Annotated in this window: 24 protein-coding genes and 1 pseudogene; 7 read left to right on the top strand and 18 right to left on the bottom strand. The window is 64.8% G+C overall.

Annotated elements, in window-relative coordinates; all coding sequences use genetic code 11:
* From VRZ08_RS20625 to VRZ08_RS20610, 4 genes and pseudogenes are all read left to right on the top strand, one after another.
* Window positions 1-457, top strand: a pseudogene (locus VRZ08_RS20625) (alpha/beta hydrolase); the annotation flags it as partial.
* Window positions 457-945: a CIA30 family protein gene (locus VRZ08_RS20620; RefSeq protein ID WP_414533726.1), complete on the top strand. Its 489-nt coding sequence runs from the start codon at window positions 457-459 to the stop codon at window positions 943-945. The pseudogene VRZ08_RS20625 and the gene VRZ08_RS20620, both read left to right, overlap by 1 nt.
* A gap of 60 nt (window positions 946-1,005) precedes the next feature.
* Window positions 1,006-2,235 carry a Coenzyme F420 hydrogenase/dehydrogenase, beta subunit C-terminal domain gene (locus VRZ08_RS20615; protein ID WP_414533725.1) on the top strand — a complete coding sequence of 410 codons (1,230 nt, stop codon included), beginning with the start codon at window positions 1,006-1,008 and terminating at the stop codon, window positions 2,233-2,235.
* A gap of 115 nt (window positions 2,236-2,350) precedes the next feature.
* Window positions 2,351-2,800, top strand: coding sequence for a ferritin-like domain-containing protein (locus VRZ08_RS20610; RefSeq protein WP_107357433.1), 450 nt, complete (start codon window positions 2,351-2,353; stop codon window positions 2,798-2,800).
* Between the two features lie 256 nt (window positions 2,801-3,056).
* Here the strand turns inward: VRZ08_RS20610 and VRZ08_RS20605 are convergent, their stop codons facing one another.
* The 9 genes from VRZ08_RS20605 to pufB form a co-directional block, all read right to left on the bottom strand.
* The gene (locus VRZ08_RS20605) at window positions 3,057-3,512 is read right to left on the bottom strand and encodes a hypothetical protein (protein ID WP_107343518.1); all 456 of its coding nucleotides are present in this window, start codon (window positions 3,510-3,512) and stop codon (window positions 3,057-3,059) included.
* Window positions 3,513-3,640: 128 nt separating this feature from the next.
* On the bottom strand, window positions 3,641-6,808 hold the full coding sequence (locus VRZ08_RS20600; RefSeq protein WP_107354728.1) for a multidrug efflux RND transporter permease subunit: 3,168 nt from the start codon (window positions 6,806-6,808) through the stop codon (window positions 3,641-3,643).
* A 10-nt stretch (window positions 6,809-6,818) separates the two neighbouring features.
* Window positions 6,819-8,018, bottom strand: a complete 1,200-nt coding sequence (locus tag VRZ08_RS20595; protein WP_414533724.1) for an efflux RND transporter periplasmic adaptor subunit — start codon at window positions 8,016-8,018, stop codon at window positions 6,819-6,821.
* A gap of 345 nt (window positions 8,019-8,363) precedes the next feature.
* Window positions 8,364-9,905 carry a flavin-containing monooxygenase gene (locus VRZ08_RS20590; protein ID WP_414533723.1) on the bottom strand — a complete coding sequence of 514 codons (1,542 nt, stop codon included), beginning with the start codon at window positions 9,903-9,905 and terminating at the stop codon, window positions 8,364-8,366.
* 140 nt (window positions 9,906-10,045) lie between these two features.
* On the bottom strand, window positions 10,046-10,339 hold the full coding sequence (locus VRZ08_RS20585; protein WP_107343515.1) for a hypothetical protein: 294 nt from the start codon (window positions 10,337-10,339) through the stop codon (window positions 10,046-10,048).
* 15 nt (window positions 10,340-10,354) lie between these two features.
* Window positions 10,355-11,005: a hypothetical protein gene (locus VRZ08_RS20580; RefSeq protein ID WP_164573230.1), complete on the bottom strand. Its 651-nt coding sequence runs from the start codon at window positions 11,003-11,005 to the stop codon at window positions 10,355-10,357.
* An 18-nt stretch (window positions 11,006-11,023) separates the two neighbouring features.
* Complete coding sequence (locus tag VRZ08_RS20575; RefSeq protein WP_107343513.1) at window positions 11,024-12,460, bottom strand: PucC family protein; 1,437 nt, start codon at window positions 12,458-12,460, stop codon at window positions 11,024-11,026.
* Between the two features lie 186 nt (window positions 12,461-12,646).
* On the bottom strand, window positions 12,647-12,826 hold the full coding sequence (locus VRZ08_RS20570) for a light-harvesting protein (RefSeq protein ID WP_011157053.1): 180 nt from the start codon (window positions 12,824-12,826) through the stop codon (window positions 12,647-12,649).
* A gap of 12 nt (window positions 12,827-12,838) precedes the next feature.
* Entirely contained in the window at window positions 12,839-12,994 is a 156-nt protein-coding gene (pufB, locus tag VRZ08_RS20565) for a light-harvesting antenna LH1, beta subunit (RefSeq protein ID WP_011157052.1), read from the bottom strand.
* Between the two features lie 345 nt (window positions 12,995-13,339).
* Here pufB and VRZ08_RS20560 point away from each other — a divergent pair, with 345 nt between their 5' ends.
* From VRZ08_RS20560 to VRZ08_RS20550, 3 genes are all read left to right on the top strand, one after another.
* Entirely contained in the window at window positions 13,340-15,652 is a 2,313-nt protein-coding gene (locus VRZ08_RS20560; protein ID WP_414533722.1) for a GAF domain-containing protein, read from the top strand.
* Between the two features lie 19 nt (window positions 15,653-15,671).
* A complete protein-coding gene (locus VRZ08_RS20555; protein ID WP_414533721.1) occupies window positions 15,672-16,343 on the top strand; it encodes a response regulator transcription factor in 672 nt (223 codons plus the stop codon).
* Between the two features lie 134 nt (window positions 16,344-16,477).
* Window positions 16,478-17,680 carry a CaiB/BaiF CoA transferase family protein gene (locus VRZ08_RS20550; protein ID WP_414533720.1) on the top strand — a complete coding sequence of 401 codons (1,203 nt, stop codon included), beginning with the start codon at window positions 16,478-16,480 and terminating at the stop codon, window positions 17,678-17,680.
* Window positions 17,681-17,683: 3 nt separating this feature from the next.
* Here the strand turns inward: VRZ08_RS20550 and VRZ08_RS20545 are convergent, their stop codons facing one another.
* The 9 genes from VRZ08_RS20545 to VRZ08_RS20505 form a co-directional block, all read right to left on the bottom strand.
* The gene (locus VRZ08_RS20545) at window positions 17,684-17,932 is read right to left on the bottom strand and encodes a DUF2249 domain-containing protein (RefSeq protein WP_414533719.1); all 249 of its coding nucleotides are present in this window, start codon (window positions 17,930-17,932) and stop codon (window positions 17,684-17,686) included.
* 39 nt (window positions 17,933-17,971) lie between these two features.
* Complete coding sequence (locus VRZ08_RS20540; protein WP_414533718.1) at window positions 17,972-19,198, bottom strand: NnrS family protein; 1,227 nt, start codon at window positions 19,196-19,198, stop codon at window positions 17,972-17,974.
* A 219-nt stretch (window positions 19,199-19,417) separates the two neighbouring features.
* On the bottom strand, window positions 19,418-20,110 hold the full coding sequence (locus VRZ08_RS20535; RefSeq protein WP_414533717.1) for an NnrU family protein: 693 nt from the start codon (window positions 20,108-20,110) through the stop codon (window positions 19,418-19,420).
* A gap of 179 nt (window positions 20,111-20,289) precedes the next feature.
* Entirely contained in the window at window positions 20,290-21,942 is a 1,653-nt protein-coding gene (pgm, locus tag VRZ08_RS20530) for a phosphoglucomutase (alpha-D-glucose-1,6-bisphosphate-dependent) (RefSeq protein ID WP_414533716.1), read from the bottom strand.
* Between the two features lie 348 nt (window positions 21,943-22,290).
* A complete protein-coding gene (locus tag VRZ08_RS20525; RefSeq protein WP_107354719.1) occupies window positions 22,291-23,136 on the bottom strand; it encodes an alpha/beta fold hydrolase in 846 nt (281 codons plus the stop codon).
* 130 nt (window positions 23,137-23,266) lie between these two features.
* Window positions 23,267-23,662, bottom strand: a complete 396-nt coding sequence (locus VRZ08_RS20520) for a response regulator (RefSeq protein ID WP_414533715.1) — start codon at window positions 23,660-23,662, stop codon at window positions 23,267-23,269.
* A 102-nt stretch (window positions 23,663-23,764) separates the two neighbouring features.
* A complete protein-coding gene (locus VRZ08_RS20515; protein WP_264055440.1) occupies window positions 23,765-24,595 on the bottom strand; it encodes a phosphodiesterase in 831 nt (276 codons plus the stop codon).
* A 24-nt stretch (window positions 24,596-24,619) separates the two neighbouring features.
* Entirely contained in the window at window positions 24,620-25,681 is a 1,062-nt protein-coding gene (locus VRZ08_RS20510; RefSeq protein WP_414533714.1) for an ABC transporter ATP-binding protein, read from the bottom strand.
* Window positions 25,678-26,463 carry an ABC transporter permease gene (locus tag VRZ08_RS20505; protein ID WP_414533713.1) on the bottom strand — a complete coding sequence of 262 codons (786 nt, stop codon included), beginning with the start codon at window positions 26,461-26,463 and terminating at the stop codon, window positions 25,678-25,680. Before VRZ08_RS20505 ends, VRZ08_RS20510 begins: the two co-directional genes overlap by 4 nt.
* Between the last annotated feature and the right edge of the window lie 4 nt (window positions 26,464-26,467).

Raw genomic sequence — 26,467 nt, 5'->3', positions numbered from 1 at the left:
CGCCCACCCGCGGGTCGCGATCGGGGCGCTGGTGATCGCAGCCGTGGCGGCGATCGCCTACAACATTCTGGGATTCGGCATCGCGCTCGACACCTATCTGTTCTCGTTCATGCCGATCGAACAGCGCATCCACCTGATCGCGGCGGTGGCGTGCGGCACGATCCCGTATTTCATCACCGCCGAATGGATGGCGCATGGCCAGGGCGCCAAGCGCGGCGCCTATGCGCTGGCGAAATTCTGCTTCCTGGCCTCGCTCGCCGTCGCGGTGGCGCTCAATCTGCAGAAGCTGTTCTTCCTGATCATCATCGTGCCGGCGATCCTGCTGCTGTTCCTGGCCTTCGGGCTGATCAGCAATTGGACCTACAAGGCGACCAATCATCCGCTGCCCGGCGCGCTGGCCAACGCGGTGCTGTTCGCCTGGGCAATTGCGGTGACGTTCCCGATGGTGATCCGCTGATGCAGCACGAGCTGTGGCCGGCGGCAGGACAGCGGCGCTGGCAGGTGATCACCGACACCGTGATGGGCGGCGTTTCGCAAGGCACGCTGCAGCTTGCCGAGATCGAGGGCCGGATGGCGGCGCGGATGCGCGGCGCGGTCTCGACCGACAACAATGGCGGCTTCATCCAGATCGCGATGGATCTGTCGCCGGATGGCGGCGCGTTCGATGCCGGCGGTTTCAACGGCATCGCCGCCGAGCTGCTCGGCAATGGCGAGGCCTACGGCCTGCATCTTCGCACCACCGATCTGGCGCGGCCGCAGCAGTCCTATCGCCATCCGCTCCTGGCGGGGCCGCACTGGCAGGTGATCCAATTTCCGTTCGCCGAGTTCATCCCGCACCGCACCGACGTGCCGTTCGATCGCCGGAGGCTGCGCCGGATCGGTCTGGTGGCGATCGGCCGCGAGTTTGACGCAGATCTATCGGTCGCCCGGCTTTGGCTCTATTGATCGGGAAAGCAACTTAAGGCGAATGGCGAGGCCATTGGCCGGTTCCTACAAGACGCGCCCATGCATGACCGCAACACCTCGTCTGCACTGTGGACGCCGCCGCTGAACCAGCCGGCGGAGCGCGAGCTGTGCACCGATTGCGGCGTGTCGCGGATGGGCGATCCAAAGCAGTGCGGCCAAGCTTGCCAGTTCATCAAGCCGGACTATCCGGCGATGGAACAGCGGGTGCACGGCCGCAACCGCGACAGCGCCTCGGGCGACGAGGCGTTCTTCGGCCCGTATCGCCGGATGCTGCAGGCAGCGATGAAGCAGCCGCGCGAGGGCGCGCAGTGGACAGGCATCACCACCACGATCGCGCAGCGGCTACTTGAGACCGGCGCGGTCGACGCGGTGATCGCGATGGCGCCGGACCCGTCCGATAAATGGAAGCCGATGCCGGTGCTGGTAACCAAGCCGGAAGGCATGGCGCAGTGCCGCGGCATGCGGATGGGCTACGCACCTTCACTGGCGCTGATCGAACCGGCCATCGCCGCCGGCTATAAGCGGCTCGCGGTGATCGGCGTGCCCTGCCAGATCTACGCGCTGCGCCGGCTGCAGGATCAGCTCGGCCTTGAAAAGCTGTACGTGATCGGCACGCCTTGCTCGGACAACACCACCACCGAAGCGTTTCACGGCTTCCTCGACCTGCTGTCCGACAAGCCCGAGACCATCACCTATCTGGAATTCTGTGCCGACTATCACGTCGAGATGCGGTTCGACGACGGCAAGGTGAAGCGGGTGCCGTTTCTGCTGCTGCCGATCTCGAAGCTGCCGCCGGACTTTTTCCCGATCACCTGCCGCACCTGCGTCGACTACACCAATACGCTCGCCGATATCACCGTAGGCTATATGGGCGGACGCGGCGAACAGTGGCTCCTGGTGCGCAACGAGCGCGGCGAGGAACTGCTGAGGTTGCTCGGCGACGACGTCAAACTGAGCGAGCCGACCACCGCCGGCAACCGCGTGGCGCCGGTGAAGGGCTTCCTCAAGAACACCGAGCTCGCCGCCGGCGGCCTGCCGGTGCGTGGCATGCCCAACTGGCTACGGCCGTTCATGGGATGGCTGATGCCGAAGGTCGGACCGCGCGGGATAGAATTCGCGCGCGCCCGGGTCGAGATGAAGGCGGTCGAGACCGTGCTGCATCTGCGGCGGCACTACAAACACAAAATGAAGAACATGATACCGGCCCATGTCTGGGCGCTGGTGAAGCCCTACGGGCTCGAGCCGCAAGACGGCGAACGCCGCAACTAACAACTTTCCGTGCCGTGGTTCCTGTCCGGAACCGAGTTTCCTGATCCCGGTTATCGCGCGGCAGGTGCGCGGGCGTTTGTCGCCCGCCATCGCTGAACCGAGCATGGAGGCTGACGTGGACACCGATATCATCGACCACCTGAAGACGCTGCACACCAGCGAAATCGACGCCCGCAACGGCTACGAGGAAGCGCTGGAAGACGCCGAAGGCAAGGGCATGACGCCGCTGTTTCGCGACATGATCGCGCTGCATCACGGCAACGCCGAAGAACTGGCCGGGCTGCTGATCAACGCCGGCGAAACCGCCGACGATTCCGGCTCGTTCATGAGCGTGGTTCACCGCACCATCATGAGCGTGCGCTCGTTGTTCGACGGCCTCGACGGCAGCGTGCTGCCGGGCCTGATCGACGGCGAAAAGCGCAATTTGTCCAAATACGACGATGCGCTGAAGGTCACCGCCGGCATGCCGTCGATCGCATCGACCCTTTCCACCCAGCGCGCCAAGATCAGTGAAAAGATCGCCCTGATGGAGCAGCAGAAGGCAGCCTACGAGGCCGCGCACTAAGCAACGCCATCATCCATCAGGCACGACCTCGGGGGCCGCGGCCCCCGTTTTTGTGTCTGGAGGTTCCTCGCGGTCGCAGCTTGCAGAACCTCATAGTGGGAGGCGCGAAGCACCGTCTCCAACCATGCGCCGCAGGCGATGTGGCTCCTCAAGGGCCAAATCCGCTTTCAATCAAACGATGAAGCGCTCTAGCAAAACAAAGGCCCCGGTCTTTCGACCGAGGCCTTCTTGTTAACCCAGCTCACGCTGCCGGAAATTACTTGGTCACCGTGCCGGTCGAGCCCGGCGAGTTGCCGACGCCGGTGTCGGACGCGGTTGGGGCAACGCGGGTGTCGGTGCCCGGGTTGTGCGGCTGATAGCGCTTCGGATCGTTCTGCACGCCCTTCGGCTGCGCCATGCCGGTGGTGCCGGTGGCACCCGACTCGGACGCCGGGCCGCTGACCTGCGCGGTGTCGCGCTCACCACCCTTGTAGGTGGCGCCGAACGCCAGCAGGCCCATCGCGATGAACGCGAACACCGCAATGCCGGCGAGTTCGGGCAGAGCGCCATCGGGCGCCGCGCCGCGGGCGGAGGTGCTGCCTTCCAGCGTATCGGCGGCGATCGCGCGGTTGGAGCGCGAGCGAATGAAATTGATGAAAGCGAGGCCGACGATCACCACGCCTGCAGCGAGCGTGAAGAACATCAGCCAGCTAATCGGTTGGTCTCCGTTCATGAATTCCTCCAGTTGTCTGTCGACGAGACGAGTTGTTCACCTGTCGACCAACAACTGGAGATAATTCGATTGGTTCCGGCTTTCCGCCCGCGGGAATCGCGAGCTGATAACGCTCGCGAATACGGAGCTTAAGCCTGATCGTGCGGCAGTTGCGCGTGCATCGGAACCTGATGCGTCAGGGTTTCCCCGACAGGATCGTCGGAGCGATCGCGGGCGAATAGCCGCTGCACGACGACGAAGAACACCGGAACAAATAGCAGCGCCAGCACCACGACCGCGATCATGCCGCCCATCACGCCGGTGCCGAGCGCCTGCTGGCTTTTGCCGCCGGCGCCACTCGCGATCACCATCGGCAACACGCCCGAACAGAACGCCAGACCGGTCATCAGGATCGGCCGGAAGCGCAGATGGCACGCCTCCATCGTTGCCTCTCGCAGCGTCTTGCCTTCCTTGCGCAGGTCCTTGGCGAACTCGACGATCAGAATCGCGTCCTTGGCGGCGAGACCGATGATCGTGATCAGGCCGACGGTGAAGTACACGTCGTTCGGCAGCGACCGCGTCGTCGCCGCAACCACCGCACCGGCGATGCCGAGCGGCACCGTCAGCAGCACCGACAGCGGAATCGTCCAGCTTTCGTACAGAGCCGCCAGCACGAGGAACACCACCAGCGCCGACAACGCCAGGATGATCGGTGCCTGCGAGCCCGACAGCTTTTCCTGCAGCGACTGGCCGGTCCAATCGTAGCCGAAGCCGCGCGGCAACTGATCGGCGAGGCGCTCCATCTCGGCGATCGCGTCACCCGAGGTGAAGCCCGGCCGCGCCTCGCCGCTGATGCGGATGGCCGGATAGTAGTTGAAGCCGACGATCTGGGTCGGGCCCTTGGCCCATTCCACCGTGGCGAAGGACGAGAACGGCACGAGCTGGCCGCGGCTGTTCTTCACCGTGTAGGACAGGATGTCGTCGGCGTTCATCCGCCCTTCCGCGTCGGCCTGCACGATCACGCGCTGCATGCGGCCGCGATTGGGGAAGTCGTTGATGTAAGCCGAGCCGAGATTGGTCGAGATCGTGGTGTTGATGTCCTCGAAGGTGACGCCGAATGCACCGGCCTTCTCGCGGTCGATCATCAAGTTGAGCACCGGTGCCGGCGGCAAGCCTTCGACATAGACCTTCTGCAGCACTGGGCTGGCGTTGGCGGCGGCAATCAGCTGCTCGCTGGCCTTGACCAGCGCCTCGTAGCCCTTCTGGCCGCGGTCCTGCAATCGGAAGCTGAAGCCCGACGAGTTGCCGAGGTTGTCGACCGGGGGCGGCTGCAGAGCCGAGATTCGGGCGTCGCGAATGCCACCGAGCTTGCGGTTGGCATCGTCGACGATCGCTGCGGCGGAGGAGTTCTCGTCGCGCTCGCCCCAATCCTTCAGCGTGACGAACGCCTGCGCGGCGTTCATGCCCTGACCGAGGAAGCTGAAGCCGGTGAGGAAGGTAACGTTCTGGACGCCGTCGCGCTTGAGCAGATAATCCTCGACCTGCTTCACGACGTCGTAGGTGCGGTTGTAGGAGGAATCCGACGGCGTCTGCACGTCGACGGTGACGAAGCCCTGGTCGTCGATCGGCAGGAAGCCGCCGGGCATTCGCGCCATGCCCCAGCCGAGCACGGCGACCAGCACTGCGTAAATCACCATCAGCCGGCCGGTGCGGCCGAGATTCCAGCGCACGATGCTGGAATAGCGCTCGCGGATGTTGTCGAGCGTGCGGTTGAACCAGCCGAACACGCCGCGCTCGGCGTGGGCGTGGCCCTTGTTGACCGGCTTCAGCAGCGTGGCGCACAGCGCCGGCGTCAGCGACAGCGCCATCAGCGCCGAAAACGCGATCGCCGACACCATCGTCACCGAGAACTGCCGATAGATGATGCCGACCGAGCCGGGGAAGAACGCCATCGGCAGGAACACCGCGATCAGCACCAGCGTGATGCCGATGATCGCCGAGGTGATCTGCGACATCGCCTTGCGGGTCGCCTCCTTCGGCGGAAGCCCTTCCTCGGACATGATGCGTTCGACGTTTTCAACCACCACGATCGCGTCGTCGACCAGAATGCCGATCGCCAGCACCATGCCGAACATCGACAGCATGTTGATCGAATAGCCGAACAGCAGCAGCGACGCGCAGGTGCCGAGCAGCGCCACCGGCACCACGATGGTTGGGATGATGGTGTAGCGGATGTTCTGCAGGAACAGGAACATCACCACGAACACCAGCACCACCGCTTCGACCAGCGTGTGCAGCACCTTGGTGATCGAGGCCTCGACCACCGGGGTGATGTTGTAGGGGATCTCGTATTTGATGTTGGCCGGGAAGAAGCGCGACAGCTCCTTCATCTTGGCTTCCACCGCGCTGGCGGTGGCGAGCGCATTGCCGGTCGGCGACATCAGCACCGACAGACCTGCGGTCGGCTTGCCGTTGAGGCGGGTGTTGAACTGGTAGCTGAAACCGCCGATCTCGATCCGCGCCACGTCGCGCAGCCGCACCGTCGAGCCGTCGGAGTTGGCGCGCAGCACCACGGCGCCAAACTCGTCGGCCGAGGACAGCTGCCCCTTCACCAGCACCAAGGCGGAGATCTTCTGGCCTTTCGGGGTCGGCTCGGCGCCGATGCTGCCGGAGGCGACCTGGGCATTCTGCGCCTCGATCGCCTTGGTGACGTCGTCGGCGGTGAGGTTGTAGCCGATCAGCTTGGCCGGATCGATCCAGATGCGCAGCGCACGCTCGGTCGAATACAGCGTCGCGCGGCCGACGCCGGGGATACGTCGGATTTCGCCGAGCACGTTGCGGATCATGAAGTCGCCGAGGCCGACTTCGTCGAGCGAGCCGTCGGTCGAGGTCAGCGTAATGATCTGCAGCACCGCGCTGGAAGCTTCCTCGACCAGGATGCCCTGCTGCAGCACCGCGCGCGGCAGACGCGCCTCGATCCGCTTAATGCGATTCTGCACGTTCACCGACGCCATTTCGGTGTCGGTGCCCGGCTCGAAGTTGGCGATGATTTCGACCTGGCCGAGCGAGTCGGAGGTCGACTCGAAGTTCAGAATGCCGTTGGCGCCGTTCAGCTCTTCTTCGATCAGCCGGGTGACGCTGTTATAAAGGTTCTCCGGCGAGGCGCCGGGATATTGCGTCGACACCGAGATCGAAGGCGGCGCGATGATCGGATATTGCGCGACCGGGAGAAACGGAATCGAGATCGCGCCGATCAAGCAGATGAACAGCGCGATCACCCAGGCGAAGATCGGCCTGTCGATAAAAAATGCGGGCATCGGGCGGCGCCTATCGCACCGCGTTCGACGAACCCGTGGTGGTCGGCGCGGCAGCCGCCGACCGGCGATCACTGACGCTCACCGGCACCACGGTGTCACCCGCAGCGAATTTCTGGAAGCCTTCGACCACCACCCGCTCGCCCGGCTTCAAGCCGTCGAGCACCAGATAATGGCCGTCCTGCTGGGCGCCGACCCGCACCGCCTGCACGGCGACGCGGTTGTCGTCCTTGACGACGAACACTTCGCTGCCGCCGCCGCTGTTGCGCTGGACCGCCTGCTCCGGCACCGCGAGGGCGTCGGCGTCGATGCCCTGCTCGATCCGCACCCGGACATACATGCCCGGCAGCAGCTCGCGCTTCGGATTGTCGAACTCGGCACGCAGCGTCACCTGACCGGTGTAGGCGTCGACCTTGGCGTCGGAGAACAGCAGCTTGCCGTGCACCGGATAGTGCGTGCCGTCGTCGAGCACGAGGTGAGCGCGCACCGCATCGGCGGCGATCTGATCGAGCTCGCCGGAGTCGAACGCGCGGCGCAGCCGCGCCATCTCGGAGACCGGCTGGGTGAAGTCGGCATAGACGTGGTCGAGCTGCTGAATGGTCGCGAGGCTGGTGGCGTCGTTTTGCACCACGAGAGCGCCTTCGCTGACCAGCGCCGCACCGATCCGGCCGCTGATCGGCGCGCGGATGGTGGCGTATTCCAGATTGAGCTTGGCGCGCGCGACTTCCGCCTCGCGTACTGCGACTTCAGCCGCTGCCTGGCGCAGATTGGTGGTGGCGACTTCGTTGGCGGCACGTGACGCCGCCTGCTCGCTCGCCAGCATCGAGACGCGCTTGGCGTGCATGTCGGCCTGATCGCGGGCCGCGGTGGCCTTGGCAAGCGCAGCTTCGGCAGCCTGCAGCTCCACCTCGAACGGGCGCGGATCGATCTGATACAACGGATCGCCGGCGTTGACCTCGCTGCCCTGCTGGAACGTCCGGCGCAGAATGATGCCGGAGACGCGCGGCCGCACGTCGGCAACACGAATCGGCGCGATCCGGCCCGGCAGTTCGCGCACAATCGAGCGCGGCTGCGGCTTCACGGTGACGATGCTGACTTCGGGCTTCTCCGCCGCCGAAGCGTTGGCGGCGGACGGTTCCTTGCACCCGGCAAGCGCCGGCGCCAAGACGGCGAGCGCAACGGCCGTCCAACCCAGCTTGGTCCATCCCCGCATCAAAATAACCTCTTCAACCCGTCTCGTGTCATCCACGAGGCACCGACGCCTCGTTATGCGCAGCCGACCGTCGGCTGCCGATCGCAGCAACGCGATCGTGGACACGCTTGATGAATGGAAATTAATCGCGGAATTGTGCGGCACAACATCGTGCGGCGGCGGCGCAATGTCACACGGTACGGAACCGCATGAACTCGTTGCGCTTTCGCCGCCTCACGGCTGTGTGAATCGGAGAACTACGAAGTGATAAGGGACGCCGCGTTTCACCGAACTGAGTTAATCGAAAGTTAAAGACGGAGACCTGCCGGCACTTACACGGAACCGGCAGGCGACCTCTGCGACAGATCAGCTACCGTAAACGAACGCCGGATCGTCGAGATCGATCGCGGGGAACTGGTCCTTCTCGGTCCAGTAATCCTGGCTGTGCTGCCATTCCGGCTTATCGCCGCGCTTGGGCAGTAAGTGCATCCCGCGCATCAGGTAACCGGGATTGAAGTTCTCCGGATCGATCCACGGCAATAGCGCCATGTCCCGGTCTTCCGGCCGCAGCGCCGGCACCACGCTGCGATGGCCGTTCTGCTTCATGTGGCTGAGCAGACGGCAGACGAAGTCGGCGACCAGATCGGCCCGCAGCGTCCAGCTGGCGCGGAAATAGCCGAACACCCACGCCATATTCGGTACGCCAGTGAACATCATGCCGCGATAGGTCACGGTCTCGGCGAAATCGAGCGGCTTGCCGTCGATCGAGAATGCGATGTCGCCGAGCACGTTGAGATTGAAGCCGGTCGCGGTGACGACGATGTCGGCCTCGAGCGTCTCGCCGGACTTCAGCCGGATACCTTGCTCGGTGAAGCAGTCGATCTCGTCGGTGACCACCGAGGCCTTGCCGGATGCAATCGCCTTGAACAGATCGCCATCGGGAACGAAGGCGATGCGCTGCCGCCACGGCCGATAGCTCGGCGTGAAGTGCGGATCGAGATTGGCATTCGGGCCAAGATGGGCGCGTACGCCGGCGAGCAATTCCTGCTTCACCACCTCGGGCTCGCTCATCGAGCGGCGGGTGAAGGTTGCCTGATCGAACAGGATCTTGCGGCGGACGATCTCGTGAATCCAATCTTCGGAGATTCCGAGCTCGCGCAGCGTGTCGGCGATCTCGATCTTGTTGCGGCCGGGAATGAAATAGGTCGGCGAGCGCTGCAGGACGGTCACGTGCTCAGCCTTGGGGGCGATCGACGGCACCAGAGTCGCAGCCGTCGCGCCCGACCCGATCACGATCACCCGCTTGCCGGCAACGTCGAGATCATCCGGCCACGTCTGCGGGTGGACGATCCGCCCCTTGAACTCGGCCATGCCCGGCCATTCGGGGGTATAGCCTTCACTGTGGCGGTAGTAGCCCTGGCACATCCAAAGGAAGTTGGCGGTGAAGCGCACGGTCTCGCCACCCTCGCCGCGCAACGCCTCGATCGTCCAGCACGCATCCTCGTTCGACCAGTTCGCCGAAACGATGCGGTGGCGGTAGCGGATGTGGCGATCGAGATCGTGCTCGGCGATCACCTCGCCGAGATAGTCGCGGATTTCGGCAGCCGTCGCGATCGGCTTTCCGGTCCATGGCTTGAAGCGATAGCCGAAGGTGTAGAGGTCGCTGTCGGAGCGAATGCCGGGATAGCGGTGGGTTCGCCAGGTACCGCCGAAGCCGTCCTGGGCTTCGAGCACGGCGAAGCGGGTACCGGGACACTGCGTCGTCAGGTGGTAGGCGGCGCCAATGCCGGAAATTCCGGCGCCGACGATCAGCACGTCGACATGTTCGCAATCTGGATGGGGAGCGGGGCCGCTGAACGGAGCGGACGCCGCGGCGCTGCTGGACGCAGCGGAAGCAGAGTGGGTCATGTTTCCTCGACTTTTTTTGTGTCGTTGGAAACAGATTGACCGCTGGGCGCGCGTTTGCCCAGCATTTTCTTGCGACCCAAAAGCACGGCGCCGCGGGCATTGCTGCCCGCGGCGTCATGGGACCTGTAGGGCCGGCTGGCTCAGATGTTGAGCAGCAGCGGATAGCCGGAGAACGACTTGTACTCGCCTTCCTGCTTCAGGATCAGCGGCGCGCCGGAGAAGCCCCGGTATTCGCCTTCCTGCTTCAGGATCAGCGGGGTGCCGGAGAAGCTCTGATACTCGCCCTTCTGCTCGAGGATCAGCGGAGTACCGGAATAACCCTTGTACTCGCCTTCCTGCTTCAGGATCAGCGGCTCACCGGAATAGCTCTTGTATTCGCCTTCCTGCTTGAGGATCAGCGGATGTCCAGAGTGTCCTTTGTATTCTTCGCTCATGGTCGATTCCTTTACTTAGAGTAGCACTGGCAGGCCCAGCCAGGAGGAGAAGGGTGTGGAGTTGTTGATCAACAGCGGCTCGCCCGAGTACGACTTGTACGGACCGCTGGTGTCCAGCAACAGAGGAGTCCCTGAGAAGGACTTGTATGGGCCGCTGCTGTCGAGCAACAACGGTGTTCCGGAGAACGACTGATACGGGCCATCGCTGCTGATAACCAGCGGCGTACCAGAGAAGGTCTTGTCGCTGTCGACCAGCAGCAAGTCACCGGAATAGGATTTGTACGGGCCGGAGGTCTCGAGCAGCACCGGCGCGTGGATCAAATTCGAGAACGGCGCGGCATCGCTCTGTTCGGCGGCACGCGACGAGGACGACGACTTCAGGCTGATCGGGTTCGGCCCGTAGCCGTCGAGAATCTTGGTCAGTTTCGCGCCGTAGCCGAACTCGGCCTGCGCCGCGACGACGACGCCACCCTTCTTGAGATAGTCGGCATAGGTCGCGGCTTCCGCGCGCGACACGCCGGCCTTGAGAAGTGCGGCAGCAGTTTCTTCGGTGGACGAACGGCCGGCCGTGACCACGGCGTATTTGAAGGAATTGCTCTTCAAATCGCTCTCGAGTGCCGACAGGCGGCTGCTCGAGTCATACAAGCGGGTGATGATGTGGGTCATAGCTACTCCGTCTCACTCTCAGGACCCGCGCAACTGGCCCTGCATCAGAATCGGCTCCCGCCGCCGTGTCAGAGGGAACATCGTCACCAGCGTGGCAATGAGCAACACTAGTTCGAGGTAATAGACAAAGTGATAACCCGCTGCAGCGCCGCCCCAACCGTGCGGCGCATAAGCGGTTACCACGTCGCGAAGAATACCACCGAGCGCGATAGCAATACCGGCGGCCGAAGCCTGCACAGCGCCCCAGGCGCCCAGTGCGAGACCGACCTGATCCTTCGGCGCAGCGTTCATCGTCGCGGTCAGCGTGCCGTGTCCGAACAGACCGGCCCCGAAGCCGATCATCAGCGTACCGAAGCCGAACACCAGCGCAGAGGCCGTGCTCGACGACAGATCGGCAGAGAAGATCACCGCGAGGAATGCCGGAATACCGACCAGGGCGCCGAAGCTGGCCATCCGGAACGGATCAGCACCGCGGCTCAACACGCGCGAGGCGTAGCCGAAGCCGAACAGACCACCGACCGCCAGCGCTGCGGTGAGCTTGGTGGTGTCGCCGACACTCAGATGCAGGATCTGGCCGCCATATGGTTCGAGCAGCACGTCTTCCATGCTGAACGCCATGGTACCGAAGCCGACGGCGATCAGCCGGCGCATCGCGTTCGGACCTTGAATGAAGGCGTCCCACGACTCTCGGAAGCCGCCGCTCGGCGCCTCGGGATGCGCGGTCACCAGATTGGGGTTGTCGCGGCGGCGCGCTTCCATCTTCCAGGACGCGATGCCGTTGAGCACGATGGTGACGACGGCGGAGCCCTGGATCACCTGAATGAGGCGCCCGGGCGAAAACTCGGCGAGCAGCACACCGAAGATGATTGCGCTCGCGATCATGCCGAACATCAGCATGGTGTACATCAGGCCGACCACCTTCGGCCGCGACTCAGGCGGCGACAGGTCGGTCGCGAGTGCGAGGCCGACGGTCTGGGTGGTGTGCACGCCGGCACCGATCAGCAGAAATGCCGCGGCGGCTGCAACCTGTCCAACCCACACGGGGGCCTGCGCCGAGTCGCCGCCGCCGGACAGGACCAGCAGCGCGAACGGCAGAATGGCGAGGCCGCCGAACTGCACCATCGTGCCCTTGTACAGGAACGGCACGCGGCGCCAGCCCAGCGCAGATTTATGAACGTCGGATTTGAAGCCGATCAGCGCCCGGAACGGCGCAAAGATCAAAGGCAGCGAAACCATCACGCCGACGATCGAGGCCGGCACGTTGAGTTCGACAATCATCACCCGGTTCAGGGTGCCGACCAGCAGCACCAGCGACATGCCGACTGCGACCTGAAACAGCGACAGGCGCAGCAACCGGGATAGAGGCAGATCCGGCGTGGCCGCATCCGCGAAAGGCAGAAAGCGCGGCCCAAGCGAGGACCAGACTTTCATCATCTTTTGGCTGACTGTGTTCATCGTGCAGCGATTCCAGCTTGCGTGAGCCCGGCGGTCAGATCCGCCGGTGTCCGATCGAACAGCACCACTTTGCGACCAAAGATGAACTGCGGCAGATCAAATGTCCGCACCCCACTCGGGCTACAAAGCAAGCGACCGGGACCCTTGGATCCCGGTCCAGCCATAACAGCTTCAAAAGAAGCTGAATTAGCCGATGGAGACCGAGCTCTCGATCGCCGCGGCCTTGCCGTTCCAGTACTTCGAGAACCAGGTGGTGTTGCTGAGAACAGCAAAGTGCACCAGGATCGCGATCACGGTCACGCTGCCGAGCAGGAGCGGAAGACCAACGGTCGGCTTCACAACAGTCCAAATACGACCTTGATTCATCTTACGTACTCCTTAGTGCAGCCAGGGCGAGTAAACATACGCCAGGAAGTGAGCGACGATGGCGATCGCGCCGAAGATGCGCGTGCCGTCGATCACATGCTTGTGGAGCTCTTCCGATTCCGCGATCGTCAGACCGGTCGGCCAGACCTTGTTGGGATCGTCTGCCATAGTAAATCCTCCTGAGAGACTTACGATCAGTGTCGTGCTGAACCTGCACGTAGGTTGATTGCTGCTACGCCGAACATTTGTTCGCTTGGTCTCAGCATTCCCTGTTCGCTCCTGCACCCGCCCGCCGGACAACAACGAGTCGCCTCGCGTTGGAGCGGACCGGTGTGGATGCTTCCAGCCCTCGGATGACGAGGACTCACGCCCTGATCACATCCGAGTGATTGTAAGACTATCCTGACACACATCTTTGTCAATTTAACATGACACTGACGACTGTCCGTGTCATACCGGACATCCTCAAACCGGTCCGACGAGTCCCGGACACGGAAAATTGAGTAGATTGTGATGTACTCTGGCCTTGACAATTCTGCCGGGTTCAGGGTCTCGGACTTCGACCCGATCACCCTCGCCGGTGGGACGCGTACAGAGGTCCTGCCCGGTGCGATTCAGCCCCACGCCGCACTGCTGGCGCTGGCTCCGGCGGATTTGACCATCATCCACGCCGCCGGCGCGACCGCATCGCTGCTCGGCGCGGCCGCGGATCTGTTGCCGGGGACTGCCGCTTCGAGTGTGTTCTCGTCCGACCAGATCGCACGGCTGCAGACGCTTGCCGCTGCAGAGCGAGCGATCGAACGGCCGCAGCACGTCTTTACGCTGAGTGCGCCGGACGCCACGCCGATCGACGTCATCGTCCACCACGCCTCGGGGCTGCTGGTCGTGGAGCTCGATCCGCGGCGCGAACCCGCGCCGGAGAATTCGCTCGGCTTGGTGCAGTCGATGATCCGGCGGGTCCGGCCGGCGCCGAACCTGCAGGCCTTCTTCGACGCGATGGCCGCTGAGCTCCGCAACGTGACCGGCTTCGACCGGGTGATGGTGTACCGCTTCGCGCCGGAAGGCAGCGCCGACGTGATCGCCGAAGCGCGCGATCCCGATGCGAGTCCGTTCCTCGGCCTGCGCGATCCGCAACCGGACATTCCACATCGGCCGGGGCCTGCCAGCCGGATTCGGGTACAACCCGACGTTCACGCGCCCGCCGCACCGCTGGTGCCGGCGCACAGTCCGCGCAGCGGCACCGCACTTGATCTCTCGTTCAGCGCGATCCGCAGTTGCTCCCCCGAGCACCGGCTGTATCTGGCCCAGCTCGGCGTCGCCGCGTCGCTGTCGCTGTCGCTGGTGGTCGAAGGCGAAGTATGGGGCTTGATCGTCTGCCATCACGGCACCCCACGATTTCTGCCCTACCGGATGCGAGAAGCCTGTGCGCTATTCGCCGAAATGGCGTCGTTGCAGCTCGAGGCGCGGCTCGCCGCCGATCAGCTCGCCGCGCGGCTGCGTAGCACGCGCATCCACGAAGAGCTGGTCACGCGGATGAGTCAGGAGTCGGATCTCGCCGAAGGGCTGATCCGGTTCTATCCGAACCTGCTCGACTTCATTCCGGCTGCCGGCGTCGGCCTGTGGATCGACGGCCAGTTCACCGGGATCGGCGCGACACCGGGTCCTGCGCAGGTCGCCGCGATGATGGGATGGCTGCACGGCGTTGCGCACGACGGCGTGTATCACACCGACTGCCTGGCGCTGGCCTATCCGCCCGCCAAGGCGTTCGCTGGCTGCGCCAGCGGGCTTTTGGCGCTGTCGCTGTCCAATACGCCGCACAACTACGTGCTGTGGTTCCGCCCCGAAGTGGTTCGCGTCGTCACCTGGGCCGGCATGCCCAACAAGCCGGTCGGCGTCGGTGCCGATGGCAGCCGAACTCCCAAAGGCTGTGTGTCGAGTTGGCAAGAGTCGGTGCGGCTGCACGGCGAGCCGTGGCTCGACGCCGAAATCGATGCGGCGCACCGGCTGCGCGAGTCGCTGCTCGACGTCGTGCTGCGCCGGATCGACGGCATCGCCCGCGAGCGGCGCTCGGCGCAGCTGCTTCAGGAACAGCTGATGCGCCAGGTCGAGCTCGGCCTGAGCCGCTCCAAGGACGTCGCCAAGACGCTGCAGGAAGAGAAGCGGCGGCGGGTGCTGGTCGAGGCGGACCTATCCAAGGTGCTGCGCAGGACAGTCGAAGATCAGGAAGCCGAACGGCTGCGGATCGCCCGCGAACTGCACGACACGCTGGGGCAGTCGCTGACGCTGTTACAGCTCGGCTTCGACAAACTCGGCCAGGCCGCCGGCGACAATCCCGAATTGCAGCAGCGCATCGCCGAGATGAAGAGCCTGACCGCCGATGTCGGCCGCCAGGCCAATCGGCTCGCGTGGGAAATCCGCCCCACCGCGCTCGACGACCTCGGCATCCAGACCGCGATCCAGAACCTGCTCGACTCCTGGAGCGAGAAGTCGAGCATCGAGTTCGACCTGCACATGACGCTCGGCTCGCGCCGGCTGCCGTCGCCAGTCGAGACCACGCTGTACCGCGTGCTGCAGGAGGCGCTCACCAACGTCGTGCGCCATGCCTCGGCCCGCCACGTCAGCGTCATCCTGCAGCTCGGCGACGACCAGGTGACGATGATCGTCGAGGACGACGGCTGCGGCTTCGTCACCGCCGGCCACAAGCAGCCGTCCGGACGGCTGGGCCTGCTCGGCATCCGTGAGCGGCTGACGCTGGTCGGCGGCTCGCTCGAAATCGAATCCGCGCCCGGCAAGGGCACTGCGCTGTACGCGCGCATTCCGCTGTGACCAGATGAAAGCAACCGCGATGGACCAGCAATCCCCTTCTCGACTGCGCGTGTTTATCGCCGACGATCACCCGGTGGTGCTCAGCGGCATGAAGGCGCTGGTCGCAGGCGATCCCGGGCTCGAAGTGGTCGGCGAGGCCAGCGACGGCCCGAACGCGCTCCGCCGCGCCACGGAATTAAAGCCGGACGTCGCCGTGCTCGATCTGTCGATGCCCGGCCTCAACGGCATCGAGGTGGCGCGCAAGTTCCTCGCCACGTGTCCGGACTGCCGCGTGCTGGTGCTGACCGTGCATGAAGACGGCGCCTATTTGCGCCAGCTGCTCGATCTCGGCGTCGCCGGCTACGTGCTGAAGCGCTCCGCCACCGACGAACTGATCCGCGGCATCCATGCGGTCGGCAGCGGCGGCATCTATCTTGATCCGGCGATCGCCGGCCGTGCGATCGGGCGTACCACGCCGCATCTGCACAATGGCGACGAGCACAACGCGGTGTCGGAACTGTCGACCCGCGAGATCGAGGTGCTGCGGCTCGCCGCGATCGGCCATAGCAACAAGACCATCGCCGCCAAGCTGCAGATCGGCGCCAAGAGCGTCGAGACCTACAAGGCGCGCGGCATGGCCAAGCTCGGCTTCCACAACCGCGTCGAGGTGGTGCGGTTCGCGCTCAGCATGGGCTGGCTGTCGGACCCATAGCGTCCGTTCCATTTCGCCCCGTTGATCCTGTTCGATCGACCCGCTAGCCTTGCTGTTCATTGAGCAAGCAACTTCCCGCGGGCGCTGGCACTGTACGCGTCGCGCCTAGAACGGGAAGGATCAGGGGAGACCGAATGACCGTCGAAACGCGGACGCAGAAACCGCTGGCCACCTCCGCCAACGCCAAGGCCCTCGAGGGGCTCCGCGTGCTCGATTTCTCCACCACCATCGCCGGCCCGCACTGCACCCGGATGCTGTCCGACATGGGCGCCGAGGTGATCAAGATCGAAGCCGCCGACGGCGACACCATGCGGAACCGGCCGCCGGTGCGCGAGGCCTGCAGCACCGCATTCGGCCAGCTCAACGTCGGCAAGAAGAGCATCGTGCTCGACCTGAAATCGCCCGACGGCCTCGAAGCGGTGCAGCGGCTGGTCGCCGGCGCCGACATCCTGGTCGAGAACTTTCGCCCCGGCGTGATGCAGCGGCTACAGATGGACTACGCGTCGCTGCGCGGCTTCAATCCCGAGCTGATCTACTGCTCGATCTCCGGCTACGGCCAGACCGGGCCATCCGCGGAACTGCCCGCCTACGCGCCGGCGATCCATGCCGCATCCGGCTTCGATCTCGCGCATCTCGCCTATCAGCCGGGCCGCGATCGCCCGGATTATTGCGGCATTTATCTCGCCGACGTCGTCAGCGGGATCTACGCCTATGGGGCGATTACCTCGGCGCTGTATCAGCGCGTCCGCACCGGCGAGGGCCAGCACATCGACGTGTCGATGCTGGAGGCGATGCTGACGCTGACGCTGAACGAGATGCAGTGGTCGCAGTTTCCGGTGACGCTGCCGGCGCGGCCGCAATTCGGACCGGTCGAAACCTCCGACGGCTACGTGATGATCGCCGTCGCCAGCGAAAAATCGTTCCGCAGCTTCATGCTGGCGGCCGAGCGCCCGGACCTGATCACCGATCCACGGTTCGAAAAATACGCCGACCGCCGCCTCAACTGGGGCGAGCTGATGGACACCATTGAGACGAGCTGGTCGAGCAAGCTGACCTCGAAGCAGTGCCTCGCCACGCTCGACAAGTTTGGCGTGCCCTGCTCGGCCTATCGCACCGTTGCCGAGGCGATGGCCGATCCGCAAACTGAACACCGCAAGGCGCTCGCCGAAGTTTACGACGATGCCGGCAGCTTCAAGGTGCTCAACCTGCCGTTCAGGATGTCGTCGGCCAATCCGTCGCCGAACCCGCGGGTAGCGCGGCTCGGCGAGCACACCAAGACGGTGCTGCAGCAGGCCGGCTATTCGGACGAGGACATCGCCCGGTTCGGCACACGTTGAGTGCTACGCGGCGCGTCGGAGCTGCACGCGCCACACCTCCGGTCCCTGCTCCAGATAAGTCCACTGGCAATCGTCGCCGTGGACCGACGCGAAGAACTGGCGGAGCGGCCGCGGATCGTGGTCGACCACGATCTGCATCGCCTGTCCGGGCGCTAAATGATCGAACAGCCGCGGGATGATCTCGTGGCGCTGATAAGGCGGGATCTCGCGGACGTCGAGCACGCGTTCGGTCGTGGTGACGGCTTCGGTCATGACTATGTCCTGGTTGGAGATGGCGAAGGGTCGAGCGGATCAGTGCGGCTTGCCGCGGGCGAGCAGCGTCGGGCCATAGCTCAGCGCGAAGCCTAGGAAGGCGGTGGCCCAGCCGAGCGCGGCCAGATGCAGCAGCGGATCGCTCCAGGCCGGCAGCAGCGCCGCCGCGATCCGCGCGGTGACGGCCAACAGCGCCGCCAGATAGATCCCCTGCGTCGGCAGCGAGGCGGTGAGTTGCTGGCCGGTGTGGCCGAGCGATGCGCGGGTCATCACCGCCAGCGTCATCACGCCGGCGCCGCCCACCATCCAGGCGTGGATGCCTGCGCTGACCGGGATCAGCCCGAACGCAGCCGCTGAGGTCAAAAGGAAGCCGAGCGGGATGAACAGATAACCGACGTGCAGCACCAGCAGCAGCTTCTCCTTGACGGTGCGGTCGCCAGCCCAGCGCGCCAGCCGGACCAGATGCAGCATGCCGGCGATCAACAACGCCGAGCCGCTGATCGGGCTGAACGGCATCGCAATCCACAGCACCAGCGTCAGGCCGCTGAACGCGACGATCACCATGTCGAGCTTGTTGAACGGCTGCGGCAGCCGGCCGGGATTTGCGCGCACCAGCCAGTTGCGGGTGAAGCTCGGCGTGATACGGCCGCCGATCAGCGAGATCAGCATGATCACCACCGCGATGCCGATCCGGATGCTGTAGTCGGCCGTGCCGCCGAAATGCGCTTCGAGATGAAATGCGACGTTGCCGACTAGCAGCAGCGTCAACAGCGCGACGACGTTGAGGTTGCGCCAGTTCCGCCCGGCGATGATCTCGCGCAGCGCCGCAAGCGCCACCAGCAGCAGGAAGCAGGCATCGATCAGCAGCGCTGCGAGCCAGCCGGTGTCGGCAGAGAACGTCACCGCCAGCCGTCCAGCGAGCCACACCACCGCCAGCGTCGCCAGCGGCACACCCTGCAGCGGCAGGCGTCCGGTCCAATTCGGAATCGCGGTGAGCAGGAATCCGGTGATCACCGCCGGCAGATAACCGTACAGCATCTCGTGGACGTGCCAGTCGCGCGGCGCGAACGCGGTCTGCAGCGTCAGCTCGCCGTGATACACCGGCAGCCATAGCAGTACCGCGACCGCAGCGAAGATCGCGCCGAGCAGGAAGAACGGGCGGAAGCCGGCCGACAGGATGGTCAAGCGGCTCTGCAACGGATAGCGCTGCACCGGCTTGCGCTTGGCGGGGCCGGCTGCGGAAGATTCGATCGTCGTGCTGCTCATCGCGGTCCACCGGAACTGACACCGGCGGTACATCTGCCGGCTCATCCTGTGTAGGAGCGCGGCCTCCAGTGCTGGTTGTGCCAGCACAAACTCGCGAACGATTTGCAGGGAACCTACATCGTCTGTCACGGCGAGAGGGGGCAGTAGACGAACCATTCCAGCTCAGTGGACGGAGCGGGATTGCTTCGCTGCGCTCGCAATGACGGCTGAGACTGGCGGTTAGGGCAGTGGCGAGACGCCGATCACCAACGGATGCAGCAGCAGCAGCGACAGCCACGCCGCGATCCCGATGCCGAACCGCAGCGGACTGATCCGCCAGCGCTGCGGCTTGAAGCGGCCGCTGATCAGCGCCGCGAACGGCCAGAACGAGGTGCGCGCCGCAAGTTCCGCCCAGCGCTCGGCGCCGAGCTGGCGCCGCTTGCGGCGGTCGATGATCATCATGCCGACCAGCGCGATCATCGCAAAGAAGCCGAACAGCAGCACATGCGCGAGGTCACCGTTCGGCACGACATGCGCGCCGGCCCACAGGCCGATCGCCCACAACAGCGGATGCCGGACGATACCGACGACGCCCGGGTGTTGCGGATCGAATATTTTCCGCGGATCGCCGCCGAACGACAGCGGATTGGCGGCACCGATGCCGAACGCCGCAAACTGGCAGGCCAGCGGCAGCGCCAGGTTCGGCACCCACATCTGCCAGGTCTCGAACGGCCACAGCTCGACGAACGGCGCCCGCTCGGTGGCGACGATCAGCCAGGTCAGCACGATCAACGACTCGATGCTGTAGGCGATCAGGAAGCCGCGCTCGCCGAGCGCACCGACCAGCCTCGTCCGCACAGCCGGCCGTGCCGGAATCGCGTGGCTGAGCAGGAACACGGCGAAGGCGGCGACGAATTCAGTCCAGCCGGACATAAGGAACCTTCCAACCCGATCGCGAGGCAGAAGAGTCCGTCATTGCGAGCGAAGCGAAGCAATCCAGAAGCGTCAGTCGCGAACTCCTGGATTGCTTCGTCGCTTCGCTCCTCGCAATGACGAAGCTCTGCGTTCGACTAGGTCATCGCCCGGCTTGCCGGTTCCAACGTTGTCGCGCGTCAACCTGCGGCGAACATTGCACTCAGGGCGGCCTGGGCTTCGTGCTGGATCTTGCTGAGGTGATCGGCGTTGACGAAGCTCTCGGCGTAGATCTTGTAGACGTCCTCGGTGCCCGACGGACGCGCCGCGAACCAGCCGTTGGCGGTGGTGACCTTGACGCCGCCGATCGATTGGCCGTTGCCGGGCGCCTTGGTCAGCGTCGCCGTGACCGGCTCGCCGGCAAGCTGCGTGATGCCGAGCTTCTCGGCGGTCAGGGTCTTGAACAGCGCCTTCTGGGCCGGCGACGCCGCCGCATCGATCCGCGCATAGAACGGCGCACCGAGTTCTGCGGTGAGGCGCTGATACAATTCGCCCGGGTCGGCCTTGCTCACCGCTGTGATCTCCGCCGCGAGCAGGCCGAGGATGATGCCGTCCTTATCGGTGGTCCAGACGCTGCCGTCGCGGCGCAGGAACGAGGCGCCGGCGCTCTCCTCGCCGGCGAAGCCGAAGCTGCCGCCGATCAACCCGTCGACGAACCATTTGAAGCCGACCGGGGTCTCGACCACCTTGCGGCCGATCTTGTTGGCGACGCGATCGATCATCGCGCTCGACACCGCGGTCTTGCCGATCGCGGCGTCACGGCCCCAATGCGGCCGGTGCGCGAACAGATACGCGATCGCGACCGACAGGTAGTGGTTCGGATTCATCAGCCCGCTGGAGCGGGTGACGATGCCGTGGCGGTCGGCGTCGGTGTCGTTGGCAAACGCCACGTCGAAGTCGTTGCGCATCCCGATCAGCCGCGCCATCGCGTAAGGCGACGAGCAGTCCATCCGCACCTTGCCGTCCCAATCCGCGGTCATGAAGCGGAAGGTCGGATCGACCGCGTCACTGACCACCTTGGCGTCGAGCTTGTAGCGCTCGATGATCGGCTGCCAATAATGCACCGCCGCGCCGCCGAGCGGATCGATGCCGAGCTTCACTCCGCTCGACCGGATCGCCTCCATGTCGACCACATTGGCGAGGTCTTCGACATAAGGCGTGATGTAGTCGCGGCGATGCACGCAAGCCGCCTTGCGGGCACGATCGTAGGAGATCCGCTTGACGCCCTTCAGCCCGTTCTCGAGCATCGCATTGGCGGCCTTCTCGACCGCCGAGGTGATGTCGGTGTCGGCCGGACCGCCGTTCGGCGGATTGTACTTGAAGCCGCCGTCCTCGGGCGGATTGTGCGACGGCGTGACCACGACGCCGTCGGCGAGCCCGTCGGTGCGGCCGCGATTGTGGGTGAGGATCGCGTGCGAGATCACCGGGGTCGGCGTGTAACCACCGCGGTCGTCGATCACGACGTCGATCTCGTTGGCGGCGAAGACTTCGAGCGCGCTGACCAGCGCCGGCTCGGCCAGCGCATGGGTGTCGATGCCGATATACAGCGGACCGGTAATGCCGGCGGCGCGGCGATGATCACACACCGCCTGGCTCACCGCCACGATGTGGTCCTCATTGAAGGCATTGTTGAGCGACGAACCGCGATGCCCGGAGGTGCCGAACGCCACCCGCTCGGTCGCCACCGCGGGGTCCGGTTTGCCGGCGAAATATGCCGTCACCAGCCGCGGGACGTTGACCAGACTGTTCGGATCGACGGTCTTGCCCGCCAGCGGGCTCACCTTCGCAGCCATCTTGCACTCCATGACTTCAGATCAGGTCCGATCCCTCGCCCGCCGCGGGTCGGCCGTCAAGACGGCATCCGGATGAGTTGTTCGAACCAAGGCGCCAGCGCGGAACAGTTCGCGAGTGACACGGTTATCGCCCCAGGTTGGATGACTGGAGGATGAGACATGACTTTCGGAAAAGGCGCTTTGATGTGGCTGATCGGGATCCCGCTGCCGATCATCATTCTGCTGGCGCTGTTCTGGCGCTAATTCGCGCGCAGTAACAGTATTCTGGAAGGGTCTCGGCCGCGTCGGCGGCGCGAGGCCCTTTTCATTTGTTGGCCCGGCGCTGATCCGACACGCCAGCTCAATGCGCTACGGCCCCATCGCCCGCGGATCGTTGTACATCCGCTTGATGTCCTTCTGCACGTCGAGCGGCTGCAACTTGCTGCTGCCCTCGTCGGACAGGAATTTATCGAGCGTCGACTGAATCCGCGCCTTGACGCTGTCCGGGCCGCGGTCGCTCATCTCGGTGTGCTGGGCGCCGGTGTCGATGATTTCGATGCCAGCCTCCTTGGCGGTCTTGGCATCGGGCAACACTCCGGGGTCGGTCTTGAACTGCGGATCCTTGGAACGGAACGATAGGATCTTAGCGAAGCCGGAGGTCACGAACGGCACCCGCAAATTGTCCAGCGTCACCACGCGCCGCACCATTTCGGGGTGCTGCTGGGCGAAGAACATCGAGATGTCGCCGCCATTGGAATGGCCGACCAGAGTGAGATGATCGTAGTCGGCGTTGGGCTCGAGCCTCTTCAGCTCCTTGAGGGCGAAGAAGATGTTCTGCTCGCCGCGCTCGTACACGGCCAGGCGCCCGACATAGAGCGAGCCGGCCACCGTCATCAGCGGCTTGTCGTCAGGGAGATCGTGCTGAATGCTGGCGACCAGATAGCCGCGGGCGGCGAGCACGTTGGCCAGGAACGAGTATTCGGTGTTCTTGACGGTGTTGCCGTGGCTGACCACCGCGACCGGCAGCGTGACCATTCCGGCCTCAGCCTTCATTTCGGCGTCTCGCCGCACTGCAAGATCGATCGCGACAGGACGGCCGCGCGCTTCATCGAAGAAGGTCAGCGTCTCGTGCCTGATCGCCCAGTGGCTGAATGAAAAGTACGCCGCGGCGGCGACCACGCTCAGCAGGCAGAAAATGATCAGTGGCCGTTTCATGATATCCTAGTCCGTCCTCCCTTATTCTTTAGCTGGGACGGGAGGATAGCTCGAAAAGACCTATTTCTAGAACGATACGATTAAATTTTGGAAAGCGCACGGGCAAGTGCCATCGTGACCCGAGCGCGGTTCAGGCCAAGATTTCTCGCAGCAATCCGGTAATCTGCTCGGGAGTGTACGGCTTTGGTACAAAGCGGCCGCCATCCGGCAGATCATCCGCAGTCACATGCACCCGTCCCGAGGTGGCGACGATCTTGATCGGCGGCCATCGGCCGCGCACGGCGCGGGCCAGCTTCAAGCCGTCCATCGAGCCCGGAATTTGGATGTCGGTGAACACCACGCGGATATCGTCGCGCTTCTCGAGAATCGCGATCGCATCGTCGGCCGATCCGGCCTCCAGCACCTGGAATCCGGCCGTCTCGATCATATCGACTGCGTTCATGCGCAGGAGCGGTTCGTCTTCGACCACCAGCACAACAGGTCTCCTGCTCACCTCAGTCATCCCTCTACCGTCCCGACCGATCATCAAGGGCTTAGCCTCTTGATCGTTCCGGGCCCGAGAGGTTTCCCTCGGTAAAATTGTTCCTAATTCCCGCAGCGTCGTTAATGCCGCAGGGTTCCTACGCCTTCACAGAAGCTTGCCATCCGCGCCGAAGAACGGATGCGGGCCGTCGAACGCCCCGATCGGGACCTGATGCGTGACGAGTTCGCCGCGCTCGGCAAACCAGGCGTGCAGATGAAACGCTGGCGGTTCGACGCAAAACGACGGTGCGAGCTGTTCGCCGAGATCCAGCGCCACCGCATGATTGGGGGCCGGACAGATCGTCGCGACAGTCCCGGCAAAGCCGGTCACCGTTGGGCGGTGCACGTGGCCCGCAGCGACCAGCCGCACCCACGGATAGCGCTCGACGAGGGTCGCGAACTCCGCGGCGTTGCGAAGGTTCTGGCGATCCATGTGCCAGATGCCGGTGGCGAATGGCGGATGATGCAGGAACAGCAAGGCGGGCCGGTGATCCGACGACGACAGCACCGCCTCGAGCCACTGCAACGTCCCGGCATCGAGCTCGCCATGCGGCTGGCCATGAACATTGGAGTCGAGCAGCACGATATCGATCCCGTCGACGGGATAGAGCTGATTGAGCGGTCCCTCGGCCGGGAACGTTGGCTGCGCGAACGCGGTGCGCATCAGGTCGCGGGAATCGTGATTGCCCGGTACGGCAACGAACGGAATCTGCAGCGGCGCCAACAGCCGTTCGAGATGCGCGTATTCCTCAGCGCTCGGGGTGTCGACCAGATCGCCGGAGATCACCACCAGGTCGGGCCGCGGCGTCAGCGCGTTCAGCGCTGCGACGCAGCGGGTCAGCGCCGCCGCGGTGTCAACCTTGCCGTAGGCGAGTTCGCCGGGCGCCTTGATATGCAGGTCTGAAATCTGGGCGATCAGAATCGGCTTCGGCGGCATGGTCGGATCTCTCATTCTGGTTCGTCACAGGTGCTCGGGCAGCAGCCGGATGGCTTCGGGATCGGCCACGAGGCCGATGCGATCGCCGCCCCTGATCGGCAGCGCGTTCGGTGCGTCGATCGCCAGCGGCCGCGCGGCAGCGCCGGACACCACGACGCGCTGGCGGTCACCGACGAAACTGACGCTGTCGACGACGCCCTGCAGCGTCGCGGCCTCGGGCGCCGCAATCCGGATCGTCTCCGGGCGAATCATCGCAACCGCGCGACTGTGGCTGGCGCTGCCCGCGATGCGCCAGTGTCCGCCCGGCAATCGCAGCGCACCATCGGCGATCTCGGCCTCGATGATATTGGCGGCGCCGACGAACTCGGCAACGAACCGAGTGGCCGGGCGGAAATAGATCTCGCGCGGCGTGCCGACCTGTGCGATCGCGCCCTTGCTCATCACCACGATGCGGTCGCCGAGCGCCATCGCCTCGGCCTGATCGTGGGTGACATAGATCGTGGTGATGCCGAGCGAGCGCAGCAACCGGTCGAGCTCGCCGCGGAGCCGCTCACGGAGGGCCGCATCGAGTGCGGTGAGCGGTTCGTCGAGCAGGAGCACCGCGGGACGGATCGCCACGGCGCGGGCGAGAGCGACGCGCTGACGCTGGCCGCCGGAGAGCTGATCCATCCGCCGATGTTCAAGCCCGGCGATGTTGGTCAGCGCCACCAGTTCGGCGATCCGTGCGGCGCGCTCTGCCTTGGCGACGCCGCGGATCTTGAGCCCGTAGCCGATGTTGTCGGCCACCGTCATGTTGGGAAACAGCGCGTAGGACTGAAACACCATGCCGACATTGCGCTTCTCGATCGGCACCGAGGTCACATCTGCGCCGTCAAACAAGACCCGCCCGCCGGCATCCGGGCTCTCCAGCCCGGCGATGATCCGCAGCATCGTGGTCTTGCCGCAGCCGGACGGACCGAGCAGCACCAGCGTTTCGCCGCGCGCGATGCTGAGGCTTGCCGGCTCCAGCGCGCGGGTCCCGTCCGCAAAGGTCTTGCCACAGGCCGCGACCTCGACCGCCACGCCGTGTCCGTCATCCGCCGTCATCGTTTCGGCTCCCGCTCCGCGAGCGATTGCATCGCCACCAGCAAGGGGACGATCATGATGAAGAAGATCAACGTGTAGGCCGAGGCGACTTCGAGCCGCATCGACGCGTAGCTGTCGGCGAGGCCCACCGGCAGTGTCTTGGTCAGTGGCGTGTGCAGCATCCAGGTGAGATTGAACTCGCCGAGCGACAGCGTCACCACCATCAGGGCGCCGGCCAGAACGCCGGGCATCACATTCGGCACAATGACATCGACGAACCGCCGCGCCGGCGATGCGCCGAGCGAAGCCGCGCCCTCGTCGAGGGTACGGATGTCGATGGTGGCGAACACCGCCATCACCGATCGCACCATAAACGGCATGGTGAACACCACATGGCCGACCAGAATAAATAGCCAGGACCGGCGGAACTCACCGAAGCCGCCATAGGTGAGCAGCAGCGCCAGCGCGATTGCCAGGCCCGGGATCGCCAGCGGCAGCGTGATTACCTCTTCGATCAGCCGCGACCAGGCTCCGCCGCGGATATGCAGCGCGTAGGCGGCCGGGACGCCGACGACCAGCGTCACGGCCAGCGTCGCCAGTGCGATCACGAAGGACAACACGATGCTGTCGGCATACAGCGTCCACACCTGCACCACCCATTGCAGAGTGACGCCGGATGAAATGCCGCGGAAGTAGTTCGCCGTGACACCCGCTGCGACCGACAGCAGCGCCGGCACCACCAGAAACGCGGCGACCAGCAGCGTGAACAGCAATTGTCCGGCGAAGATCAAGCGGTCGCGCATCGGC

This window comes from Rhodopseudomonas sp. G2_2311 (assembly GCF_047501505.1).
Classification (GTDB): domain Bacteria; phylum Pseudomonadota; class Alphaproteobacteria; order Rhizobiales; family Xanthobacteraceae; genus Rhodopseudomonas; species Rhodopseudomonas palustris_H.
This window is presented reverse-complemented; position numbering and strand designations above follow the sequence as displayed.